Origin of the sequence: Alloalcanivorax sp. C16-1 (assembly GCF_046507805.1) — a bacterium.
In the GTDB taxonomy this organism is placed as follows: Bacteria; Pseudomonadota; Gammaproteobacteria; order Pseudomonadales; family Alcanivoracaceae; genus Alloalcanivorax.
In genome coordinates this window covers 767,592-789,966 of record NZ_JBKFTK010000001.1, presented here as the reverse complement: position 1 = coordinate 789,966, position 22,375 = coordinate 767,592, and the positions used below count along the sequence as shown (strand labels likewise).

20 protein-coding genes and 1 pseudogene are annotated in these 22,375 nt (G+C 58.2%); 16 read left to right on the top strand and 5 right to left on the bottom strand.

Features of this window, described 5'->3' with window-relative positions:
- The first annotated feature begins 79 nt into the window (after window positions 1–79).
- Entirely contained in the window at window positions 80–1,165 is a 1,086-nt protein-coding gene (locus tag ACLD0W_RS03750) for a substrate-binding domain-containing protein (protein ID WP_410306162.1), read from the top strand.
- A 24-nt stretch (window positions 1,166–1,189) separates the two neighbouring features.
- On the opposite strand, the gene ACLD0W_RS03745 is transcribed toward ACLD0W_RS03750, so the two are convergent.
- Complete coding sequence (locus ACLD0W_RS03745) at window positions 1,190–2,839, bottom strand: OFA family MFS transporter (RefSeq protein ID WP_410306161.1); 1,650 nt, start codon at window positions 2,837–2,839, stop codon at window positions 1,190–1,192.
- Between the two features lie 626 nt (window positions 2,840–3,465).
- Here ACLD0W_RS03745 and ACLD0W_RS03740 point away from each other — a divergent pair.
- The 8 genes and pseudogenes from ACLD0W_RS03740 to ACLD0W_RS03705 form a co-directional block, all read left to right on the top strand.
- Entirely contained in the window at window positions 3,466–4,827 is a 1,362-nt protein-coding gene (locus tag ACLD0W_RS03740; RefSeq protein WP_410306160.1) for an outer membrane protein transport protein, read from the top strand.
- 11 nt (window positions 4,828–4,838) lie between these two features.
- On the top strand, window positions 4,839–7,913 hold the full coding sequence (locus ACLD0W_RS03735; protein WP_410306159.1) for an Ig-like domain-containing protein: 3,075 nt from the start codon (window positions 4,839–4,841) through the stop codon (window positions 7,911–7,913).
- Between the two features lie 192 nt (window positions 7,914–8,105).
- Window positions 8,106–9,191 carry a glycine cleavage system aminomethyltransferase GcvT gene (gcvT, locus tag ACLD0W_RS03730; protein WP_410306158.1) on the top strand — a complete coding sequence of 362 codons (1,086 nt, stop codon included), beginning with the start codon at window positions 8,106–8,108 and terminating at the stop codon, window positions 9,189–9,191.
- A 22-nt stretch (window positions 9,192–9,213) separates the two neighbouring features.
- Window positions 9,214–9,600, top strand: coding sequence for a glycine cleavage system protein GcvH (gene gcvH / locus ACLD0W_RS03725; protein WP_204431370.1), 387 nt, complete (start codon window positions 9,214–9,216; stop codon window positions 9,598–9,600).
- A 162-nt stretch (window positions 9,601–9,762) separates the two neighbouring features.
- Window positions 9,763–11,121, top strand: a complete 1,359-nt coding sequence (gene gcvPA, locus ACLD0W_RS03720; protein WP_410306157.1) for an aminomethyl-transferring glycine dehydrogenase subunit GcvPA — start codon at window positions 9,763–9,765, stop codon at window positions 11,119–11,121.
- On the top strand, window positions 11,118–12,593 hold the full coding sequence (gene gcvPB / locus ACLD0W_RS03715; protein WP_410306156.1) for an aminomethyl-transferring glycine dehydrogenase subunit GcvPB: 1,476 nt from the start codon (window positions 11,118–11,120) through the stop codon (window positions 12,591–12,593). Before gcvPA ends, gcvPB begins: the two co-directional genes overlap by 4 nt.
- Window positions 12,594–12,988: 395 nt before the next feature.
- Window positions 12,989–13,213 carry a hypothetical protein gene (locus tag ACLD0W_RS03710; RefSeq protein WP_410306155.1) on the top strand — a complete coding sequence of 75 codons (225 nt, stop codon included), beginning with the start codon at window positions 12,989–12,991 and terminating at the stop codon, window positions 13,211–13,213.
- Between the two features lie 225 nt (window positions 13,214–13,438).
- Window positions 13,439–13,576 (top strand): annotated as a pseudogene (locus ACLD0W_RS03705) (hypothetical protein); the annotation flags it as partial.
- Between the two features lie 71 nt (window positions 13,577–13,647).
- Here ACLD0W_RS03705 and ACLD0W_RS03700 read toward each other — a convergent pair.
- The 3 genes from ACLD0W_RS03700 to ACLD0W_RS03690 form a co-directional block, all read right to left on the bottom strand.
- Complete coding sequence (locus ACLD0W_RS03700) at window positions 13,648–13,953, bottom strand: type II toxin-antitoxin system RelE/ParE family toxin (RefSeq protein WP_410306154.1); 306 nt, start codon at window positions 13,951–13,953, stop codon at window positions 13,648–13,650.
- 10 nt (window positions 13,954–13,963) lie between these two features.
- Window positions 13,964–14,194 (bottom strand): addiction module protein, encoded by a 231-nt coding sequence (locus ACLD0W_RS03695; protein WP_410306153.1) that lies wholly within the window; start codon window positions 14,192–14,194, stop codon window positions 13,964–13,966.
- A gap of 223 nt (window positions 14,195–14,417) precedes the next feature.
- Window positions 14,418–14,609, bottom strand: a complete 192-nt coding sequence (locus ACLD0W_RS03690) for a SymE family type I addiction module toxin (protein ID WP_101675524.1) — start codon at window positions 14,607–14,609, stop codon at window positions 14,418–14,420.
- A gap of 773 nt (window positions 14,610–15,382) precedes the next feature.
- Between ACLD0W_RS03690 and ACLD0W_RS03685 the strand changes: the two genes are divergently transcribed.
- The 6 genes from ACLD0W_RS03685 (at window position 15,383) to ACLD0W_RS03660 (ending at window position 21,369) form a co-directional block, all read left to right on the top strand.
- Window positions 15,383–16,492, top strand: coding sequence for a hypothetical protein (locus ACLD0W_RS03685; protein ID WP_410306152.1), 1,110 nt, complete (start codon window positions 15,383–15,385; stop codon window positions 16,490–16,492).
- A 120-nt stretch (window positions 16,493–16,612) separates the two neighbouring features.
- Complete coding sequence (locus ACLD0W_RS03680) at window positions 16,613–17,806, top strand: DUF3800 domain-containing protein (RefSeq protein ID WP_410306151.1); 1,194 nt, start codon at window positions 16,613–16,615, stop codon at window positions 17,804–17,806.
- A 270-nt stretch (window positions 17,807–18,076) separates the two neighbouring features.
- Entirely contained in the window at window positions 18,077–18,739 is a 663-nt protein-coding gene (locus tag ACLD0W_RS03675; RefSeq protein WP_410306150.1) for a hypothetical protein, read from the top strand.
- Window positions 18,740–19,272: 533 nt separating this feature from the next.
- A complete protein-coding gene (locus tag ACLD0W_RS03670; RefSeq protein ID WP_410306149.1) occupies window positions 19,273–19,581 on the top strand; it encodes a hypothetical protein in 309 nt (102 codons plus the stop codon).
- Window positions 19,582–20,002: 421 nt separating this feature from the next.
- Entirely contained in the window at window positions 20,003–20,896 is an 894-nt protein-coding gene (locus ACLD0W_RS03665; protein ID WP_410306148.1) for a hypothetical protein, read from the top strand.
- On the top strand, window positions 20,896–21,369 hold the full coding sequence (locus ACLD0W_RS03660; RefSeq protein ID WP_410306147.1) for a hypothetical protein: 474 nt from the start codon (window positions 20,896–20,898) through the stop codon (window positions 21,367–21,369). Before ACLD0W_RS03665 ends, ACLD0W_RS03660 begins: the two co-directional genes overlap by 1 nt.
- Before the next feature lie 85 nt (window positions 21,370–21,454).
- On the opposite strand, the gene ACLD0W_RS03655 is transcribed toward ACLD0W_RS03660, so the two are convergent.
- The gene (locus ACLD0W_RS03655; protein ID WP_410306146.1) at window positions 21,455–21,655 is read right to left on the bottom strand and encodes a SymE family type I addiction module toxin; all 201 of its coding nucleotides are present in this window, start codon (window positions 21,653–21,655) and stop codon (window positions 21,455–21,457) included.
- 376 nt (window positions 21,656–22,031) lie between these two features.
- Here ACLD0W_RS03655 and ACLD0W_RS03650 point away from each other — a divergent pair, with 376 nt between their 5' ends.
- On the top strand, window positions 22,032–22,337 hold the full coding sequence (locus ACLD0W_RS03650; protein ID WP_410306145.1) for a hypothetical protein: 306 nt from the start codon (window positions 22,032–22,034) through the stop codon (window positions 22,335–22,337).
- Window positions 22,338–22,375: the final 38 nt, after the last annotated feature.

The following is a 22,375-nucleotide window of genomic DNA, read 5'->3' as shown; positions in this document are numbered from 1 at the left end:
CCGCGTTTCCGGGAAAGGTATCACCGCCCAATACCCATATAAATATGAAGGGCAATGCCTAAAAGATGACGCCGCAAAAATGATAGTGAAGAAGAAACTCCACATCGCCCCGGCCTGGGTGTTCCGCAGCGAAGAGGGCGAACTGTTCGACCCGGTGATCTTCCGGCTGCTCAAGGGCATCCGCGACGCCGGCAAGCTCACCGCCGCCTCGGCGGAGGCCGGCATCTCCTACCGGCACGCCTGGAACCTGCTGAACCGCAGCGGTGACTTCTTCGGCGCGCCCTTGGTGGACATGCGCAAGGGCCACGGCACCGTCCTGTCGCCCCTGGGCGAGGCGCTGCTGTGGTCCGAGCAGCGGCTCAAGGCGCGGCTCGGGCCGCAGATCGACAGCATGGCCTCGGAGCTGAACACCCAGCTCCAGCAGTTGCTGGCCGGCGAGCACCCGGTGCTGCGTCTGCACGCCAGCCACGGCTACGCGGTGGCGCTGCTGCCGGAGTTTTCCGATTGGGTGGAGCTGGATCTGCAGTACACCAATCCAGCCAACGCCCTGAGCATCCTGGCCCGGGGCGAGTCCGACCTGGCCAGCTTCCACTTTCCCGCCAGCCCGCGCCTGGCGGACCAGGTGATGGCGCTGTACCGGGAGCGGATGAACCTGAACGACCTGCGGGTAATCCGCTTCGTCACCCGCGAGCAGGGCCTGATCCTGCGCGCGGAAACCCGCGCCCGGGTGCGCGGGCTGGCGGACCTGACCCGCCCGGACGTGCGCTTTATCAACCGCGACCGGCACGCCGGCACGCGCATCCTGTTCAATCTGCTGCTCGACGAGGAAGGCGTCGACGCCGGGCGCATTCAGGGCGCCGACCAGGAGGAGTTCACCCACACCGCGGTGGCCGCCTACGTGGCCGCCGGCATGGCCGACGCCGGCTTCGGCGTGGAAGCGGCGGCGCGCCAGTTCGGCCTCGACTTCATCGACCTGGCCACCGAGCACTATCTGCTGGTTTGCCATAAGGACTCCCTCGGCCAGGGCAACATGAAGCAGTTGCTGGCTCTGATGCGGGCGCCGGAGTTCCTCGCCGAGATCGAGCGGTTGCCCGGCTATGCCCCGGACCGCTGCGGCGAGGTGTGCACCTTCGCCCAGTTGCTGGCCAGCGACCGGGCGACCTGAGCGGCCGCCCGGCCCGGGCCTGGATCAGAACAGCGCCGCCGCCTTGGCGATGGCGATGTACAGGCCGATCAGGAAGGGCACGCCCACGCCCAGCCAGCACAGCACGCCACCCAGGCCGAAGCGGCCGCGCGCGGCGGTATCGGCGTTGGCGGCCACGCCGCTGTCGTGCTGCAGGGCGCGCTCGCGGGCCACTTCCTCTTCGCTCATCTGGTCGGACGCCTTCACCGGCCGCACCAGGGCGTTACAGATCAGCCCCACGAACAGCAGCCCGGCCATGATGTAGAGGGTGCGGTCGTAGACCAGCGCCTGGTCCACGCCCGAGGCCAGCTGGGCGTCACGCAGGGCGCCGATGATCAGCGGCCCGACCAGGCCGGCGGCGCTCCAGGCGGTGAGCAGGCGGCCGTGGATGGCGCCCACCATCTGGGTGCCGAAGATGTCCGCCAGGTAGGCCGGCACGGTGGCGAAGCCGCCGCCGTACATGCTCAGAATCACGCAGATGGAGATCACGAACAGCCCGGCCATGCCCAGGTGGCCCCAGGTGGGCAGCAGGCTGTAGACGACGATGCCGATCACGAAGAAGCAGAAGTAGGTGTTCTTGCGGCCGATCTTGTCCGACAGCGACGCCCAGAACAGCCGGCCCAGGCTGTTGAACAGACTGATCAGGCCGACCAGGCCCGCCGCCGCCGCGGCCACCGCCGCCAGTTGCGCCTCGGTGAGGGTGGCGCCGGGGTCGTCCACGCCCACCAGGATGCCGCCGAACACTTCCTGCAGCATGGGGCTGGCCATGGAGATCACCGCGATACCGGCGGTCACGTTGAGGAACAGCACCGCCCAGATCAGCCAGAACTGTTTGGTCTTCCAGGCCCGGTTCAGGTGCACGTGGCCGGTGGTGATCATGGCGCTGCCGTTGTCTTCCTTGGGCTGCCAGCCACGCGGCTTCCAGCCGTTGGGCGGCACCCGGAACCCGAAGGCGCCGCAGCTCATCACGATGGCGTAGATCACGCCCATGGTGATCAGGGTGCGCGCCACGCCGGTGCCGCCGTCGGCGGAGAAATGGCTCATCAGCGCCACCGCCAGCGGCGCGCCGATCATGGCGCCGCCGCCGTAGCCCATGATCGCGAAGCCGGTGGCCATGCCGCGCCGGTCCGGGAACCACTTGATCAGCGTCGATACCGGGGTGATGTAGCCCAGGCCCTGGCCCACGCCGCCCAGCACCCCGGCGCCCAGATACACCAGCCACAGCTGGTGCATCATCACGCCGATGCCGCCGACGATCATGCCGCCGCCCCAGCACAGGGCGGCGATAAAGCCGGCCTTGCGAGGCCCGGCGTGCTCCAGCCAGGCGCCCCAGATGGCCGCCGACACGCCCAGCATGGCGATAAAGATGCCGAACACATAGGTCACGTGGGACACCGACCAGTTGCAGGTGGTGGTGAACAGCGCCTGCATCAGGCCGATGTCGCCGCAGCTGGCCGGCGGATTGGCGATCTCGTTGCTCATCGGCAGCCAGAACACGGAGAACCCGTAGGCCATGCCGATACACAGATGGATGGCCAGCGCCGCGGTGGGCACCAGCCAGCGGTTGAAATTGGGGCCCGCGATGGTGCGTTCGCGGGACAGGATGCCCGGATTGGAACCGCCCGAGGAGCGGGCGCCGTCAGTAATGCCGTCCATAAACCTTCCTCTCTTTATTCGTGCTTCTTGGTCTTATCGGCCGCGTATATGAAGTGCGGATCCTATTGCGGGAAGTGTCTTTACCCAAGCGTTATACCGAACCGCCTCTTACGGAGAAAAGCGTTGTGTGGGGAAATTATCCAAAAGTCTTATGACGCCGGGTTCATAGCTTGGGCCGGCGCCGACACCGCGCCGCAGGCTTCGTGGGTTAACGCTTGTCCTCGCCGAAGCGCTTGACAACGGCGGGCGGGTTCCCGTCTTCACTGCATTTTTACAATGTTTGTGTTTCACGACGGGTGACGGTTTTTCACAATCGAACTCAGGTGGGCGCACGCAGGGAAGCCGGGGCAAAGCCCTTGAAAGCCGCGTCCGCCGGGCTTCGCGCCGGTATACGACTGACTGGCGTGCCAAAAACGATACTTAATTATTAACCTATAAAAGCAGAATCAGTAAAAAGGTTTGTCTACCGGAATTGGTTAACAAAAGTGCACGAAATGTGGCGTAACACAGTGTTTCGTGCAATTTCGGTAGCGCATACTGCGCCGCCTGAATGTGAACGCCTGTACCGGGCGGATTCGATAATAAAGTGCCGTTGCTTTTGAGCGGCCCACTCGGAGAAGTCGAACATGAAAAACAACAAGATCGCCCGGGGCCTGGCCCTGGCGCTTGTCATGGGAACCGGCAGCACCGCTTTCGCCAGCATGGGGAACATCGGCACCACCTATGGGGTATTGCCCACCGATGTGGCCTCCGCACAAGCCCTGTCCATGTTCAACAGCAAGGTTTCCTCGGTCTATTACAACCCGGCCTACCTGGCCAAGGACCCGCGCGGCGAACTCACCGTGGGGCTGCTGCACGCGGAGCACGAACTGCGCGTGAACAGCCTCGGTGGCCCGGCGGCGCCGATCCGGCGCGGCGACGTGCTGCAGGACTCGCCCTCCCAGCACACCCTGATCGGCCTCAAATCGAACCTCTCCAACCTGACCCGCTTCAACCATCCGCTCTACCTGGGCGTGATGATCGGCATCGAGAAATACGGCGAGGAAATGCTCGCCTTTGAATCGGAAACCTCGCGCACCGGCCAGTATTTCGAATACGGCCGCCAGCCCCTGTTCCTGAGCCTGGGCGGCGCCACCCAGCTGTGGCGTGGCATCGACGTGGGCGCCTCCGCGCGCATCACCCTGCAGTCCGAGGCGGAACTGCGCGCCTACACCAACCTGGCCGGCGAAACCGAATACGAGAAGCTGGATGTGTCCGCCAAACCGGAAATCCGGCCCACCCTCAGTGTCACCATGGACCTGGGCGAGACCTTCTGCCCGGACGGCGACTGCTGGCTGAACGGCTTCGAAACCGCCTTCGCCTTCCGCGGCTACTCCAACACCAACACCACCGTGGACGCCAACACCGTGATCCCCGGCGTGATCGACGAGCCGGGCCTGTCCCTGGCGGTGACCACCCTGGATTCCTACCAGCCCAACATCTACTCCGCCGGCCTGCTCTACCGCACCGACCGCCTGCGCGTGGGCGCCAGCCTGGAACTGCAGCAGTGGTCCGACCTGGAAGACGAATTCGACGGCGACACCATCAAGGACCAGGCGGTATCCAACGAGGACGGCGTCGGCATCCTGGAATTCCAGGACGTGGTGATCCCGCGCATCGGCGCCGAGTACCAGCTCAACCAGAATTTCGCGGTCACCGGCGGCGTGGCCTACAGCGAGAGCCCGCTGAAATCCAACGCCTCCCTGAACGTGAACTACCTGGACACCGACAAGTGGATCTTCGGCCTGGGCCTGACCGCCAAGTACGAACGCACCCGCTTCTTCTCGTTCCCGGTACGCTTCGACATCGCCTACCAGTACCAGAAGCTGGACCCGCGCACCTTCGACCTCTATGACACCCGCTCGCCCAGCTATCCCCAGCCCTACGAAACCGTGGAAGCGGACGGTGACGTGAACGTCATCACCGGCGCCGTGACGCTCAAGTTCTGAGGAGGCGGACCATGAAACTGCGTACTTTATTGCTGGCCGGCGCCGCCCTGGCCCTGGCCGCCTGTGGCGGCGGTGGCGGCAGCGAACAGACCGTGGACTTCAGCACCTGGGTGGAAGCCGAGGTGTTCTATACCTACCCCTATGAAGGGCAGCAGGACGTGGCGCCCCGGGCGCCGGTGATCGTGCGCTTCTCCGAGCCGGTGGACGTGGACGCCGGCAACTTCACCCTGGAAGGCCCGGACGGCCCGGTAACGTTCACCGTCGAGCAGGTGGACGGTGGCCTCAGCGCGGTGCTGACCCCGGACGACGCCCTGGCGGTGAAAAGCGATTACACCCTGACCCTCAACGATATCCGCACCGACAACGGCGAGCCTTCCCTGCCCGGCGACGCGCTGCACTTCACCACCCGTCCGGCCCTGAAAGGCCCGTTCGAGCTGCGCGAAAGCACCGAGGACTTCCAGGTGCTGCGCGTCACCCCCGGCGACGACGTGCCGTTCCTGGACTTCTCCTCGGTGAACCTGCTGATGTCCCAGCCGGTGGACGCGGACAGCCTGGTCTACGGCCAGTCCATCTCGCTGACCCAGAACGGCGAACTGGTGCCCGCCACCCTGCTGGTGGACGGCCGCCACATCACCCTGGACCCCCGCGACGGCGTGGACGGCCAGGGCGAGCCGGTGGACGCCGTGGAAGCCGGCGCCACCCTGACGCTGACCCTCAATAACACGGTGCGCAATCTGCGCGGCGACACCCTGCCGGCCTACACCCGGGAGTTCATGCCCCGCGACACCACGCCCCGTTCGGTGCTGGTGCAGGAAGCCGCCCCGGCGGACACCCAGCTGGGCTGCCTGGACCAGGGCATCCAGACCTCGCCGATCACCGGCGACGGCATCAACTGCGTGCCGCTGATCGCCAGACTGCTGGGCGACAACACCGCCTCCAAACAGCAGGGCAATGTGTTCGCCGAACTGGCCTTCGCGCCCAACTTCCCGGACAAAACGCCGCTGCGCATTCCGCGAGGCTCGCTGCTCAAGGGCGACCCGTTGGAAGTGAACATCGGCGGCGCGGTGCCGGCGGGCTTCGACTCCGGCGAGGTCACCGTGACCTTCCTGTCCGACGCCAACGGCTATCTGCTGCCCAATCCCTACTCCGACGACCCGGGTGCGCCCAAGCAACTGCGCGTGACCATGGATGTGGCCTTCGACACCAAAACCCAGAAGGCCAACGGCGCCTTCAACCAGAACCTGCTGCAGGTGGAGCTGGTGGGCTACGCCATCACCAATGTGGAAACCGGTCGCCTGGTGGCCGACGCCGTGGGCGTGGTGGAGCCGGAAGTGCTGGGCGTGGAAAACGCCTACGGGGTGCTCAGCTTCCACATGGAATCCTACAAGGACCAGCAGAACGCGCCGCAGCGCCCGGAGGACATGACCAACCCCTCCCTGGTGGCCTCCATGCCCGGCGACAACGTGGACAAACAGCGTCCCGGCGACCCCATCATCCTCACCTTCGATGAGCCGCTGGACCCCAACTCCATCGAACCGGGCACCAGCCTGACGCTCACCGCCGGCGGCGCCGCCGAACCGTTCGACTACTATCTCGACGGCGTCAATATCGTGATCCAGCCGGAACAACCGCTGCGTTACGGCACCGAATACGTGGCCAGCTTCACCAGCGGCATCACCGATGTGGCCGGCAACCCGGCCCAGCCGGACAGCGTCAGCTTCGCCCTGCCGGAATACCTGGGCGCCGGCCATCCGGCCATCGCCACCACCACCTACCCGGGCTTCCCCTGCGCGGCGGACAAAACCACCTGGGACATCGCCGCCGGCGACCATGGCATTTGCCGGGGCGGCGAAAGCGACGACGACCACCTGCCGGTGATGCCGATGCCCGGCCGCCGGCCCATCGTGGTGCAGTTCTCCCAGGTGATCGCCGAGGACAGCCTGCAGGTCGGCCAGACCTGTGACACCGGCAGCTTCCGCGTGGAAAAAATCGCCGACGCCGGCCAGGCCCCGGCGGGCAGCGTGGACGGCGAAGGCCGCACCCAGTACGCCTGCCAGAGCGTGGTGCCCGGCCAGCTGCAATACGGCGGCCGCAAGGTCACCTTCGTGCCCGAGCAACCCTGGCAGGAAGGCGCCACCTACCGCTACGTGCTGATGTCCGAAAACCAGGACTTCACCGTGGACGACTGCACCAGCGGCGAAGCCATCTGCACGGTGGACAACGGCCCCCTGCAAACCGCGGTGCTGGAAGCGCCCACCGATGACATGGGCGGCCCCAACCTGGAGCTCTACTTCACCGGCGCCGCCGCCAACGACAATGTGTTCCAGGAACTGCGCAACCTGCCGGCCTACGACACCAACGCCGACTTCGTGCACCAGGACCAGGAACCGCAGCCCCAGGAACAGCCGGCGGGCTCCGGTGAATTCCCGTCGCCGCCCAACAGCACCGAGTTGTTCGTCAAGGACACCGGCGGCCTGTTGCTGGAAGCCCGGGTAGGCTGCGACTACGACGGCCCGGCCTGCCCCAGCGAGAAGTTCATCTACGTGACCGCCGACCTGGACGTGGAACTGGTGGGCTACGACCCGCAGGAAGACGCGGTGCGGGTGAACATCTACCCGACCCTGCTCAAGACCTCCTCCGTGGACGTTTACGCCCAACTGCTGCTGGTGCTGTTCCCCATCGACCAGATCATCGCCACCGGCCCGCAGATCATGCGCATTCGCTACGAGGACCGGGGCAACGGCCGCACCGAGCCGGTCACCGGCTGGATCCGCGAGACCCCGGACGGGCCGGTGTTCGAGACCAACCTGGACATCTACCTGTCCGCCCCGTACCTGCGGCCCAGCGCCGCCGGTCTCGAGCTTAGCCACGACCTGTACAGCTACCCGCTGAGCCTGAACCTGGTGGGCGACGTCACCTTCCTGGAAGACGGCCGTTTGCAGATCGAGCAACGCAACCAGGCCGAGCAGGACGTGGTGGTGAACATCGACCTGATCGACAACGTCATCAAAGCGGCGGACATGACCCTCGGCATCCCCGCCGGCGGCGTGTTCCTCAACTACGTCTCCGCCCCGATCAAAAACTGACCGAATCAGCGTCCACTTGCCGGCCCTTATGGGCCGGCTTTTTTATGCCAGTTTTGTATACAGGACCGTCCGGTCAGCCACCGCCTAGGCGCCGTGCGCCGGGTCCGTTATCCTTCACCCCTGACAACCAACGGGCCTGACCGGGCGACCCACTCGCCGCCCCCGGCCCACGGACCTGGAGCCCGCCTTCCCATGGGTCAGCGCACACCTTTATACGACGCCCATCTCGCCGCCGGTGCCAAGATGGTGGACTTCGGTGGCTGGGACATGCCCATCCACTACGGCTCCCAGCTGGAAGAGCACCACGCCGTGCGTCAGGGCGTGGGCCTGTTCGACGTCTCGCACATGACCGTGGTGGACGTGGCCGGTAAGGACACCCGCGCCTACTTGCGCCGCCTGCTCGCCAACGACCTGGACAAGGTGGGCGAGGGCCGCGCCCTCTACACCTGTATGCTCAACGAACGCGGTGGCGTGGTGGACGACCTGATCGTCTACAAGATCGCCGCCGACCAGGCGCGCCTGGTGGTCAACTGCGCCACCCGCGACAAGGACCTGGACTGGATGGAAAAGCAGGCCGGCGGCTTCGCCGTGGACATCCAGGAACGCCCGGACCTGGCCATGCTCGCGGTGCAGGGCCCCAAGGCCCGTGCCTTTCTCCAGGACCTGGTGTGTGACGACGCCCGCGCCGCCCTGGGCGAGCTGCCGTTCTTCGGCTTCGCCCAGGTGGGCAGCTGGTTGATCGCCCGCACCGGCTACACCGGCGAGGACGGCGCCGAGATCATCCTGCCCGGCGACAAAGCCCCGGAACTGTGGCAGCGGCTCACCGACGCCGGCGCCCGCCCGGCGGGCCTGGGCGCCCGCGACACCCTGCGCCTGGAAGCCGGCCTCAACCTGTACGGCAACGACATGGACGACGGTGTTACCCCCTGGGAAGCCAACCTGGGCTGGACCGTGGCCCTGGACGATCCGGACCGGGACTTCGTCGGCCGCGCCGCCCTGGAAGCGCAAAAACAGAAAGACCACCCGGTGCTGCGCGGCCTGGTGCTGGAAGGGAAGGGCGTGCTGCGCCCCCACCAGACCGTGCACACGGCCGGCGGCGAAGGCGAGACCACCAGCGGCACCTTCTCGCCGACCCTGGGCCAGGCCATCGCCTTCGCGCGCCTGCCCGCCGGCACCACCGGCACCGTGGAAGTGGAAATCCGCAACAAGCGCCTCAAGGCGCACGTGGTGAAACCCCCGTTCGTCAAGAACGGCAAAGCAGCCTATAAAACGATCTGAGTCCGCCCCGAGGGAGAAAACAATGAGCGAGATTCCTGCCGAACTGCGTTACCGCCAAAGCCATGAATGGGTCCGCGTCGACGGCGACGTGGCCGTGGTGGGCATCACCGACCACGCCCAGGACGCCATGGGCGACCTTGTCTACGTGGAACTGCCCGACGTGGGCCAGGTGTTCGCCGCCGGCGACGAAGCCGGCGTGGTCGAATCCGTGAAAGCCGCCTCCGACATCTACGCCCCGGTCTCTGGTGAAATCACTGAAATCAATGAAGCCCTGGACGACGAACCCGAGCTGGTCAACAACGACCCCTACGCCGGCGGCTGGCTGTTCAAGATCAAAATGGCCGACGACGGCGAGCTGAAAGAAATGCTCACCGCCGACCAGTACCAGGAACAGATCGACAGCGAATAAGTTCGCCGCCCAACGCCCGCCCCGAAGCCCCGTAGGAGCGGCTTCAGCCGCGATCCGGCACCAAGACGCCGGCACATCGCGGCTGAAGCCGCTCCTACAGTGGTGGAGGGGTTGGGCGAAGCGGATCAATCCCACACCGCAGCGCCACAGTCCGGAACCCCCATGCCCTACATCCCCCATACCGAAGACGACGTCCACGCCATGCTGGCGGCGATCGGCGCCGACAGCATCGAACAGCTCTTCGATGAAATCCCCGCCCACCTGAAAGCCGGCCAGGCCCTGGACGCCCTGCCCGAAGGGCGCGGCGAAATGGAAGTGACCCGCCTGATGGCCGAGCGCGCCGAGCAGGACCGCTTCGCGCTCAGCTTTATCGGCGGCGGCGCCTACGCGCACCACATCCCGGCGGCGGTATGGGAAATCGCGACGCGGGGCGAGTACTACACCGCCTACACCCCGTACCAGGCGGAAGCCAGCCAGGGCACCCTGCAGGTGATCTACGAATACCAGACCCTGATCGCCCGCCTCACCGGCATGGACGTCTCCAACGCCTCGGTCTACGACGGCGCCTCCGGCCTGGCCGAAGCGGTACTCATGAGCCTGCGCGCCAACCGCAAATCCAAGAGCCGCAAAGTGCTGGTGCCGGAGGCGCTTAACCCGCGCTACCGCAGCGCCTGCGACGCCATCGTCCGCAACCAGGACGTGGAACTGGTGTCCGTGCCGTTCTGCGGCGACGCCGGCCAGACCCTGGTGGACGGCCTCAAGGAACACGAAGGCCAGGACTTTGCCGCCCTGGTGATCAGCCAGCCCAACTACTTTGGCAGCCTGGAAGACGTGGACGCCCTCGCCGACTGGGCCCACGCCAACGGCCTGCTGGTGATCGCTGTGGTCAACCCCACCTCCCTGGCGCTGCTCACGCCCCCGGGCGAGTGGGGCGAGCAGGGCGCCGACATCGTGGTCGGCGAAGGCCAGCCCCTGGGCATCCCGCTCAGCTCCGGCGGCCCCTACTTCGGTTTCATGGCCTGCACCCAGAAACACGTGCGCCAGATGCCCGGCCGCATCATCGGCCGCACCATCGACATGGAAGGCAAGCAGGGCTTCACCCTCACCCTGCAAGCCCGCGAGCAGCACATCCGCCGCTCCAAGGCCACCAGTAACATCTGCACCAACCAGGGCCTGGCCATGACCGCCGCCACCATCTACACCTCGCTGCTCGGCCCCGACGGCCTCGCCAGCGTCGCCGGCCACTGCCACGCCAACACCCAGAAACTGGCGGACAAACTCTGCGCCCTCGACGGCGTCGAACGCGCCTTCAGCGCCCCGGTGTTCCACGAAGTGGCCCTCACGCTGCCCCAGGACGCCGACACCGTGCTCGCCCGCCTGGCGGAAAAAGACATCCTCGGCGGCCTCAGCCTCGCCAAGGATTATTCGATGAAGAATGCGATCCTGGTGAACGCGACGGAAGTCCACACCGAAGGCGACCTTGATCTGTTTGTGGCCGCAATGAAGGAGGTTCTGGCATGAGCAACGAAACCACGCTGATCTTCCAACACTCCCGTCCCGGCCGCAGCGCCACCGCCCAAGCGCCCAAGCCCGTGAGTGAGGACCAACTGTCCGCGATCCCCGCCAGCCTGCGCCGCAAAAACAAACCCGGCCTGCCGGAAGTGGGCGAGCTGGAAGTGGTGCGCCACTACACCAACCTCTCCACCAAGAACTTCGCCATCGACAAGCAGTTCTACCCGCTCGGCTCCTGCACCATGAAATACAACCCGCGCGGCGCCAACCGCGCGGCCATGCTGCCCGGCTTCCTCAACCGGCACCCGCTCGCCCCGGCCAGCCACAGCCAGGGCTACCTGGCCTGTATGTACGAACTGCAGAACTTCCTCAAGGAAGTCACCGGCATGAAAGGCGTCTCGCTCGCCCCCATGGCCGGCGCCCAGGGTGAATTCGCCGGCGTCGCCATGATCCGCGCCTACCACGAAGCCCGCGGCGACGACGCCCGCACCGAAATCCTGATCCCCGAAGCCGCCCACGGCACCAACCCGGCCACCGCCGTCATGTGCGGCTACAAAGTCCGCGAAGTCCCCGTCGGCAAAAACGGCGACGTGGACCTGGAAGCCCTCAAGGAAGCCTGCGGCCCGCAAACCGCCGGCCTGATGATGACCAACCCCTCCACCTGCGGCGTCTTTGAACGGCAAATCGAAGCCATCAGCAAAGCCGTCCACGACGCCGGCGGCCTGCTCTACTACGACGGCGCCAACCTCAACGCCATCCTCGGCAAGGTCCGCCCCGGCGACATGGGCTTCGACGTCATCCACATGAACCTGCACAAAACCTTCGCCACCCCCCACGGCGGCGGCGGCCCCGGCGCCGGCCCGGTGGGCGTCTCCCAGCGCCTGCTGGATTACCTGCCCACCCCCATGGCCGGGCAAGACAGCGAATCCGGCGACTACCACTGGATCGACACCGACACCCTGCCCACCAGCATCGGCCACCTCAGCGCCTTCATGGGCAACGCCGGCGTCCTCCTGCGCGCCTACTTCTACGCCATGGTGCTCGGCCGCGAAGGCATGATCCGCGTCGGCGAATACTCCACCCTCGCCGCCAACTACCTGCTCAAACGCCTCGAAGCCATCGGCTGCCAGGCCGCCTACCCGGACCGCCGCGCCAGCCACGAATTCATCCTCACCTTCGCCAAACTGGCCAAGGACCAACACGTCACCGCCCTCGACATCGCCAAACGCCTGCTCGACTACAACCAGCACGCCCCCACCATCTACTTCCCGCTGCTGGTGCCCGAATGCTTCCTCATCGAGCCCACCGAAACCGAAACCAAGGAAGCCATGGACGACTTCATCGACGCCATGGCCAAGATCCTGGAAGAAGCCAACACCAACCCGGACACCGTCACCCAGGCGCCGTTTACCCAGCCCGTGCGCCGGCTGGACGATGTGAAGGCGGCGAAGGAGTTGGATTTGGTTTGGAGTGAGGACTGACGGTGCTTTAAGCGTTAGTTAGTCGTTACTATTTGAAGGGGCCTTTTCGGACCCCTTTTTTGTGCCTGCGCGACATGCGGATACAGGTGTTGACTTGTGATGTTGGTCACGTTTTTATTCGTGGAAAGCTAGGGTGGATGTTGGCGAAACGTGAGCCCCGTGATCGTTGGCTCTTGCCTTTGGTTAAAGAGTGTGCGCCTCCTCTCGGTTAAAAATAAAATTAATAGGGTGATAGGATGGCGTGAGCGAATAAAAATAAGAGCGTATGTGGAATTAATGAAATGGTGAGCAGGAAGGATTCGTAATATAGGCGACGCGGAGTCTAAGAATCTGCTTGCTTTGCCTGAACGCCCAACAATCTAGTTCGTTGCGCAATAAGAAAAGCCGAGAGACATATGAAAGAAGAAGACAACTTGTTTGAAAGTAAACTTTATGCCGACCTCGAAGAGGCATGGAAGGATGTTAAAGGCGCACGCGGGGCCGGAGAAACCGCGGCCAAAACAACCACGCTCGCCGGAAAGACTGTCTGGAATACAGCTGTTTTGGCTGCAAAGCTTGGAGCCAAATGCCTGAAAGAAGCGCCTCGTATTATCGAAGAACACAAAAAACGTTCATACTGATTCATTCATAGGAAGATTTTAGGAGATTGATATGTCTGACGGATTTAAAGGTAGTCCCGAGTGGGAGAAATGGATTGAATCTGGTGGCCGAGATGAGGACTATTCGTACTACTATAACGAGTGGCATAGGCGCGTGATGCGTTGACTTTCTATGCCAGAAACTTGCGCCATCGACGGCTTTGGAAAGTTTGACGCCCAGCCCCAGCTCCAGCCCGGCGTCGCCGCCACTTCTCCCGTGAGTTCAAGGCCCGGACCGTCGCCGCCTGTCAGGAGCCGGGCGTGTCCGTTTCCCGAGTCGCCTTGGACAACAGGCTAGTCGTCACGTCGTTGGAGCACAGTAGGCTGAGGGCGAAGCTGTTGTAAGCCATCGGCGCTTCTTTTTGAGAGCATTTCCCTGCACTACGGAGCGCTTGATGACCGGCATTGCTGGAATGCTAGACGCGATCTATCCAGTATCCCGGCTTGCGGGAATGGTGGTCGAATGCAATGACAACGATGGTCGGCCCACGGCTCAGGGTAACGAGGGAAAAGGGAAAGCGATGCAAGAGCAATCGTTTGGCCCCGCGGCTGCCGGCTTTGCCACCCACGGGAGTTAGCGGCGGATTGGGTTCTTCAAGAAGGCGCACGGCGTGGGCAAAAGCGTCAACCAGACGAGCTCCCAGCCCCGCGTCTTCCTTTTCGTACCAGGCTGCGGATTCTTCCAGCTCTTGGGCAGCTTCCTTGCTGACTTCAATGATCAAAACTAACTCTCTATCCGATCCGGGCCCGTATGCGCGCGAGAACGTCTTCGACGTCCAGCAGTTCGGCTTTTCCAGTCTCTACTTCATTGATGCGGCGGCAAAGCTCAATGTCCCAGGCTTCCGCAACATCGTTATCGGCAGGGCCGTCCAGGCTGGCTATCAGGTCTCTGGCCAGCTTCGCCCGCTCCGCTTCGGAAAGCGCCAGGGCGGCGTCTCTCAGGGCTTCGGGGTCTGTACCCATGTCTTGCTCCATATGTGGTTCTATAGGGCTATGATGCCTTATGGCGCGCCGTTATGCCCAGGCCAATGTCCTTGCGACATTGCGTGGATTTAGCGCAACAAGCTCGAAGCTGACAATTCCAAGTTTGCGGCAGTTTGCTAATCATCCGGATGCCTTGGCTACCGCCGCCTATCGGGACATTGCCGTGAACGGGCCCCCGGCCTTTGGCCGGGGGCCCATATTTTTACCGACGAATGATCGAGAGCCGCCCTTCCTCCACGGTGACGGACACCGGGGTATCGATGGTGAACCCGGCCTGTTCCAGCCAAGTGCCTTTCAGGAGAAGGAAAGGAGTGATCGGGTTGCCGCTGCAAGGTTTGCTTTTCAGGGTGTAGTCCCGGTGGCCTTTGCGGACTTTGAGAGTGCGATATTTCATGGTGTTGCTCCGATAGATGAACGTCCAAATTTGCCCTATAAGGGCGGTCGGGCAGTTGAACACCGCTCTATCAGACGGCCGCGCGCCTTCCCCGGAGGTATTGTATAGCTACGCGCTACCCGACCATTGATTGGTCACGGGCGTTACAGTACCGCAAATCCAATGGGCACGGCGACTGCTGACAGTAGGTGTGTTCAAGCACCGATCATTAGCGTAAAAGATGACGCTCGGCGGAGCGGTAAGCGTTCTCAGTCAGTTTGTGTAAGCCATTTGCTCTTTCTTTGCGACCAAGATAGTACGTTTCAGAACGGCCATACGGTCGACTTCTCGTTCTTAGTCCCGAGCACTTCCTTACCGAGCTCACCGAAACCAAAGCGGCAACGGACGACTTCTTCAATCCCGTGATCCTGAAAGAATTGAGTCCTAGCCCGGGAGCCGTCACTACGGCAACGTTCACGCAGCCGGAGCGCCGTGAAAGCAGCCTAGAAGTTGGTTTGGTGAAAGATGAATGATGGTGCGGTTTTGAGGGTTAGTGAGTTATTACCATTCCAATGCGCTGTGTTTGGCCGCTTTTGTGTATTCGCGACATGTGAGTGCGGGCGTTGACTTGTGATGCCGATCACGTCTTTACTTTCTCAGGTGGCAGGGAAATTGCCTAAGCGAAATGCACAAGTCGCGCGAAGTCGCTGCGCTTCGTTATTCAACAAGCGCATACGCTTCTTAATACCCACTAGAGTAATTCGCGAATTGAAACAATTTAAGGAGATATAATTATGGCGGCGAAAAAGAAGGTGCCACAAAAAAATAAAATTGCTGCTAAGAAGGTTGCTTCCAAGGCTAAGGCGAAGTCGAGTGGCAAAGGAAAAGCATGGACATTCCCTAAAAACTCCCTTGAAGAGTCGCTGAGGGTTGCTAGAGCAATCGAGGACAAGAACGCAGGAAATCCCATGAGGGCTGCTGATCTTGGTAGGGCATTAGGTTTCAATAGGCCGGCTGATTGGCGGTTTCAAGATCTATTAAAATCTTCCAATCAATACGGCTTAACTTCTGGATCTGGAGCGAATGCTACTGTCGAGCTAGACAGTATAGGGGAAGATATTGTTGCACCTAGTTCGTCTGGCCAGAGGCAGCAAGCATTAGTAAATGCGTTTAGAAACGTAGAAGAATTTCGAAAAGTGGAAGATTTCTATGGAGGGAAGAGGCTGCCTGAAGATGAGTTTTTTGAGAATACTTTGGTTCGAGACTTCAGCATACCTAGAGATAGAGTAAGGACATTTATTGACGTCTTTACGAGTAACCTTAAATACATAAAGCCGTTTGCAGGTCTGTCTTCAGAAAGCGAATCAAGTGTTCCTGAAAGCATAGATGGCGCTGACAATAACAGTGGAAAAACAATAGCGCCAAAAGCGAAGGAAAACGAAAGGATTAGGCAGTTTCTTGATACATGTTTTGTAATGATGCCATTTGGGGAATGGTTTAATCGATATTACCAGGAGATCTATGTTCCGGCTATCCGTGAAGCCGGCTTCGAACCTGTTCGTGGTGATGAGTTATTCACCACGGGAAGCGTGGTCGAACAGATCTGGGAACAGGTAGCAAAATCACCCGTGTTGCTCGCAGATCTTACTGGTAAAAATGCAAACGTTTTTTACGAGCTTGGTCTTGCTCATGCAGCGCGGAAGCCAGTCGTATTTACGGCTTCGAACATTGAAGATGTACCTTTTGACCTTCGGCATCTCAGAGTTATTGTTTACGATATTCGCGAGCCGAATTGGGCAGAGAAGCTCAGCAACGAAGTAACCGAATACCTAAAAAATGCGAAAATAGAGCCAGAAAAGTCAATTCCACAGCCGTTTAGGGATTTTCAGAACGGTGAAGAATGAGATTGTACTATAAAAACTAAAAAGTTAGTCCTTCAATTTTATGAGCTATAGCTCCACGAAGCCGGCGGTTGTTGTGAGTGTTGACAATTGCGAAGTCGAATGTCGCATTAGGGGGCCTGAATGAGCCAAAATAGCAAAGCTAATAGAGAAAAAAAGCTGGTTAAAGAAAGAAAAAAGCTGCGAGCTGCAAGAGCGAAGGTTAAAGCGCAGAAGAACAAAATAGCCACTATATTTATGGATGAGTCTGGCAATACCGGCAGTAATATAATAGATAAAGATCAGCCTATATTTACGCTTTCTGGATGTAAATATTCAAACGGTGAAGCAAAAAAGTTACTCGCCCTTACAGGGTCGAAAGCACCGAAAGAGGCTCATTTCAAAAATCTAAAACGGAGGAAATCAGGTCAAGATGGTATTGTTCGTTTTATGCGGCATCACCTGATAAAGCCTGATTATGTAAAGGTCACTTTGTTCCATAAAGATTTCATGGTTACTACAAAAATTGTAGATTTACTCATAGAGCCTATGATGCATCGAGTCGGTCACGACCTATATAAAAACGGTGAGAACATCGCACTCTCTAATATGTGGTTCTTTTGCATGCCGGTGTTTTGCGGAGCTGAACCAGTACGAAGAACGTATGAGTCATTCGTCAAAATGATCAAAGTGCAATCACCGGACTTGATTGAAAATTTTTATAATAACGTAGAAGAGTTAAAAAACAATTCGGCTAGTGATGAATTTAGAGACCATCTCGATGTGCTCATATCTACCAAAAAATATATCCGTGATGCGCTCGAGGGGATAGAAAAATCGTCACTCGATCCATCAATCCCAGCTCTTTTTTCGCAATGTGTAGCATGGGGCAAAACCCACTCGAAAGGGTTCCATGTAGTTCATGATGATTCTCACAGTATCGAGAGCCAAAAGTTGCTCTTTGCCCAATTTATGGATTGGTCTCAAAGTTCTGTAGAACTGGGTTACGACCGAAGAAGGTTCAGCTTGCCGCTAAAAGGTAAGAGTTTGAAGTTTGCAAGTTCTGATAAGCATGCTCAATTACAAGTTGCTGATATTATAGCAAGCGCTGTCGCGTACTGGGCGCATGGTGTCGCGAGGGATGAGAAGGAAGATTATTTATTTCTTGAATTAAGTAAGCTGGATTTAGCCAATTTAGTTACACATCAGGTCTGGCCGACGCAAAGCGTAACGCCTAGTGAGCTCGGGACGATTCATGATGGAGGCCTAAACCCAGCGGACCATACTGCCGAGTTTCTAATGAAGGCGAACTCGGATGATAGAGAGGATGATGCTTAACAAGCTGTCGGTTGGGATCTACTGTTCCTCGCTTTGGTGGATAAGTCATGTCGGCAACATTCTTCGCAAAGTGGGTAGGCGCTGTCAATAAAAAGCCGGTTGGCTTTATTTGCTTGCCTTGGTATTCGGTCGGCGCGGTCTATATATCTATCGTCAGAAAATACTGCCACTAATGCCTCAGCCTGGACGCTGACGTTTAAGGCTATTAAACTTTCTTCTGTTTTAGTTCGTACTTGTTTGGTTGCTATAAAAATGATTAAAGAGTCACAATTGCCTGGTTATAATTTATATGTGCTTGCTGCTTTTCCTCAGCCTTTTTTTGAAAGGGGTGCTGGCTATATAATGTACGATTATAAAATGAAAAGAGATGGGGGCTTGCAGTGGTTTGTGCGGTACCTAAAAAATGGCAGCGGTTTTAAGGCTGACTATTATGAGGAATTAGATAAAGCTATAGATGCCGCTGAGGAAATGAATGAGCATTTGATAAACAATGTGGATTCTTTGGATGTATCTAATGAGGATAAAGCCTCTATAAAGATAAAGGTCGAAAAAGCTGTGATAGTTAGAAAAAGGCGCCTTTTAGAAGAGCGACTGATGCTAACTGAAGCAATTAATAGAAGTGGTGAGATAGGCCTGCTCCAGCACGAAGATCTCGCAGTCCCCAGCGACAGGGAGGTTTTGAAAGTAGCTTTGTTTGAAGCTTTGAAGGAAACGCCTTATGTGAAATTGGTTAGGCTTGCTCAACATGGAGTAACACTCATGGAGGAAAGCGGGCGCTGGGTATATGCAAGACATAATAAAAAACGGCGGTGTATTCTTACCGAGAACGTATCGCTAGGGGGTTCGGTCATGCGGGCTGGGATCATTGGGGCAAAACGAAGTCTTCTATTCGGTCAATGCTGCGTCCTAGAGCAAACAAACTTTTACAGTTAGCAAGCGTAAAGAGAATTCTGAATGACGCTAGGTCGCGAGGACTAAGAGTTCTGGTTTTAGGTGGGTTTGTTTTTTGGTTTGAGGATAACAAAAGTTTTGGTTGGAGCGTTAAAACGCTTGGCGACTCTACAAATAGCGAAAAGGGAAAAACCTTGTGGGTGGAAGGGAGGATACTTTCAAAGAATCATGGAAGAATAGTTATACTCCCATACATTAAAGAAAATGGTGACCACATTCTTGGCCACACAAAAAATTCGCCGCATGATGGTAAAGCCCTGCCTAGACATAAAGACGACTATGTTGAGCTTCCGTTTGAGATGCTGGAGGATGATCTGATGATCGGGTTATTTGGAGAGATAAAATATGAATAAAGCGTTAGAAGCAGAAAGAATGCGCGGTACGGTTCATTTTTTTCTTGGTTCTATTTTAATGTTTAATATATAAAGGATGTATGGCTTGCTGTAGTGGTTTTACAGTAGCGGGCGTGGCGTAGCTCTGTGAGCCGCTCGCGAGCTTTTTTCTAAGGAGCATAAATGGATACAGATGAACCAGAAGAAGACGTCGTTGAGGACTCCACAACGGCGGATAATATCCTTGCCTGGAAAGAACTGCTAAGTTCTAAAGAAGCAAAAGAGTTTATCGACGCTCTACTTCAAAGGTCTGCTCAATTATTTGGACAAACTCACACCGCCAAAATAATTAATTTGTGCGCTAGCGTCCTGCTAATGATTGTCGCATTTATCAGCATTGGTGGTTTGGCATATCTTAATTTAATACCAGATGCCACCACTGGCGTTTTGTCTGGCATTGTGATTGGCTACTTTTTCAAGCGCGGTGATTAGACCGTATAAGTGATGGCTGCTTCCTCCGTCTGGTATGTTAGAGTTTAGTGCTAAACGGCGGGTGAATATTCGAGTTGCCTATAAAGAGCTATTTTATCAAAGGATAGATTCACGACTCTGCTGCTTTGCGTTTGCTTCGGAATCATTTGCCCCGCCGATTGATCCCAGGAGCACGGCTACGCATGATGATCGGTCGTCGTTCGACGATCTTGAAGTTGTTAGTCCTGCTTCCAGTCGTGGATGTGGGCTGATCTCTCGCAGAGAAAGCATCGACTTTGTAAGCGGTGATTGTGGTGGCGTGAGCGCAAAGTGCTACCTGTGAGAAGCGGATGTGGGCGGCCCAGGCTTAATTTCTTCCTTTCAGCGCGACCAGCCTGCGGGTTTGATTATCGGTTAAATAATAATTAGGTTAGGAGGGCGGATGAGCAGGAAAGGTACTTATTACTTGGGCCGAGTGGTAAAAACCGGTGCATTACGAAACGATGATATAAAATCAGCTCTTCGCTGGCCCGAGAGTGTTACTAGGTACGGCTCGGCATGGACGTTTATTGATTTAAGAGAACTGTCTGATGGCGGGTCTTCATATTACTTTGGGCGCCTCGGGAAATACGATCCCGATGGTGAGGTTTCTGTAGTCGATCCTCATAAGCATAAGGAGACAACACAGCGTCAGCCCAATATTACTCGTGCCTCCAGCCCTTTCATTTACGTTCCAGAGTATTCAGGTATTGCATTCTTGCATGTGTCTAACCAGATCGAGTACAGCACGTTCATGAACCGATGGGCTGAAGTCATCAACGCATCCCATCATCAGGTTTTGGCCCGGTGTGACGTTGACCCAATAGCCGATCTTCGCTCATTCGCGCGCAAGCTTAAGAGCCTGGATGGTATTTATCGGGTTTCTGCAACGGTATCACCACCCAATCCGTTGTTCGGCCCGTTGTGGGAAGATCTGAAAGATTACCTCAAGTCCCGAAATACCGATCGGATGAAGGTGGAAGAGGACAGCAGCCAGAGTTTGCCGCTAGATACGAACCTGCCTGAGCACGTGGCGGGCATTGTCAGCCAAAGCAAGGTTCAACCATACTTACCCGGCGCACTTCCCATAGGAGACGCGGCAATACTGATGGCTGCGGACGGCTACGGTAAGGGGTATGTTAGAGGTAAACAGGGCGACGAAGTTATAGTCATAAGAACGGCGGAAACAGTGAGAAACTTTTCTTTCTCCCGCGACCCCGATCCAGAGGAGCTTTACAGAAAGACGGTTGGGATATTGGAGCGGATCAAAGAAGAGCGTCATATGGAGCATGATTAATGCTCTCTAAAGCTCTAGATCTAAAGCGCCTTCTTCTTGTGTCGCCGGAGGTTCTGTGCATACTTGTCGTGATCTTATTCTTCCAACGGTATCCTGCCCTTTTTGAGGGTATCGCTATAACCGTCAAGCATTCCAGAGGGCTTCCCAGCTTCCTCGGCGGGCTACCGCTTCTCCTCGTCGGTATTAGTTACCAGCTTGGTATGGGAGTATTGCGCCCGGGAGATGAGGTTGAAAATAAGGTGCTATATGAGTGGCCTTATTACTGGGCTCTAGAATTTCGAGTATATGGTTCGATTGCCATCTGTGCTTTAGCGACGTGTGCGACGGCATTGTTTTATCTCAATCCATTGGACTGGCCCCTCGAGGTTTTAGGAGCAACATTTGTCTGCGCGATGCTCGTCCCTGTTGTTACCGTGGTTCCACTTTTGCTTGCAAAGATGACTATTAGGAAGATCTTGACATTGCATGGCTAATACTGTGATTTAGAGACTTCTTGAGGGGAGCTTTTTTTGCTTTCTGGGACCTGGGAAGCCCCAGCGTTTAGCTGGGGCTGCACTTTCAGTGGTTGCAGTCGCGGACAATTGCAATCCGGCCATCCTCAACTGTTATCGATACGGGCGTATCTACGGTAAAGCCAGCTTGCTCAAGCCAGGTGCCTTTGAGAAGAAGGAACGGGGTAATACGGTTGCCGCTGTAAGGGTCGCTTTTCAGCGTGTAATCCCAGTGGCCTTTGCGGACTTTCAGCTTGCGCTGTTTCATGGTGTTGCTCCTTGTGCTTATTTCGAATTAAAAGCAATGGGTGGTCAGGAGGTTCGAAACAGCCACAAGAACTGCTCTGGGTATTTCCCGAAGGTGTTGTATTCCCCAGACCTCCCGACCCTTACAGGCCGGTTTTCAGGCACAAAAATACCGCGGTTGGTTCGGGTTGCGGTGAGGCCCGCTTGTGGGAGTTTCGACGCTCCTTATGGAAAAGTGTACTTGGATTTGCGGTACTGTCAATGCGTCCAGTGCTCGGCAGGCGAGAAGGCTTTTCTCCTACAAATAGTTAAGCTATTGCTTACGCTGAGCTGTGTTTGAGGGTGTTATCCAGTACCGCCGCCCGGTTGATGGATAAGGAAAGAAGGGAAATATAAAGATGAAAGTAGGAAGCTCGTACTTAAAAGATAGTAGCGATTGGGCGGAGCATGAGGAATATCTCGTCGGCGATGAGGCTGGCCTGCGTAACCTTATGGTCGCCTGCGAGGCGGCTATCGAGAATGGCGAGGCTCGACGAAAGGATCTAGGCGACTACGCTGGCGTGAAATGCCTCAGTCCCGCCTTCTTCGAAAAGCCCGATGAGGTCGGTTCGAGTTTTGAGACTGGCATCCTCGTGGTAATGATTGTGCTCGCCGTCGCGCTGATGTTGATCGGGCTCTATACGGTTGGCACCTGGCTGTTTTAGGCTGCTGATCCGGCAGTTTTGTCCCCGCCACCTCACGT

Bases quoted from the DNA above. Each gene is read 5' to 3' on its own strand.
- ACLD0W_RS03750 (WP_410306162.1), top strand. From the start codon at position 80: ATGATAGTGAAGAAGAAACTCCACATCGCCCCGGCCTGGGTGTTCCGC.
- ACLD0W_RS03745 (WP_410306161.1), bottom strand. From the start codon at position 2,839: ATGGACGGCATTACTGACGGCGCCCGCTCCTCGGGCGGTTCCAATCCG.
- ACLD0W_RS03740 (WP_410306160.1), top strand. From the start codon at position 3,466: ATGAAAAACAACAAGATCGCCCGGGGCCTGGCCCTGGCGCTTGTCATG.
- ACLD0W_RS03735 (WP_410306159.1), top strand. From the start codon at position 4,839: ATGAAACTGCGTACTTTATTGCTGGCCGGCGCCGCCCTGGCCCTGGCC.
- gcvT (WP_410306158.1), top strand. From the start codon at position 8,106: ATGGGTCAGCGCACACCTTTATACGACGCCCATCTCGCCGCCGGTGCC.
- gcvH (WP_204431370.1), top strand. From the start codon at position 9,214: ATGAGCGAGATTCCTGCCGAACTGCGTTACCGCCAAAGCCATGAATGG.
- gcvPA (WP_410306157.1), top strand. From the start codon at position 9,763: ATGCCCTACATCCCCCATACCGAAGACGACGTCCACGCCATGCTGGCG.
- gcvPB (WP_410306156.1), top strand. From the start codon at position 11,118: ATGAGCAACGAAACCACGCTGATCTTCCAACACTCCCGTCCCGGCCGC.
- ACLD0W_RS03710 (WP_410306155.1), top strand. From the start codon at position 12,989: ATGAAAGAAGAAGACAACTTGTTTGAAAGTAAACTTTATGCCGACCTC.
- ACLD0W_RS03695 (WP_410306153.1), bottom strand. From the start codon at position 14,194: ATGGGTACAGACCCCGAAGCCCTGAGAGACGCCGCCCTGGCGCTTTCC.
- ACLD0W_RS03690 (WP_101675524.1), bottom strand. From the start codon at position 14,609: ATGAAATATCGCACTCTCAAAGTCCGCAAAGGCCACCGGGACTACACC.
- ACLD0W_RS03685 (WP_410306152.1), top strand. From the start codon at position 15,383: ATGGCGGCGAAAAAGAAGGTGCCACAAAAAAATAAAATTGCTGCTAAG.
- ACLD0W_RS03680 (WP_410306151.1), top strand. From the start codon at position 16,613: ATGAGCCAAAATAGCAAAGCTAATAGAGAAAAAAAGCTGGTTAAAGAA.
- ACLD0W_RS03670 (WP_410306149.1), top strand. From the start codon at position 19,273: ATGGATACAGATGAACCAGAAGAAGACGTCGTTGAGGACTCCACAACG.
- ACLD0W_RS03665 (WP_410306148.1), top strand. From the start codon at position 20,003: ATGAGCAGGAAAGGTACTTATTACTTGGGCCGAGTGGTAAAAACCGGT.
- ACLD0W_RS03660 (WP_410306147.1), top strand. From the start codon at position 20,896: ATGCTCTCTAAAGCTCTAGATCTAAAGCGCCTTCTTCTTGTGTCGCCG.
- ACLD0W_RS03655 (WP_410306146.1), bottom strand. From the start codon at position 21,655: ATGAAACAGCGCAAGCTGAAAGTCCGCAAAGGCCACTGGGATTACACG.
- ACLD0W_RS03650 (WP_410306145.1), top strand. From the start codon at position 22,032: ATGAAAGTAGGAAGCTCGTACTTAAAAGATAGTAGCGATTGGGCGGAG.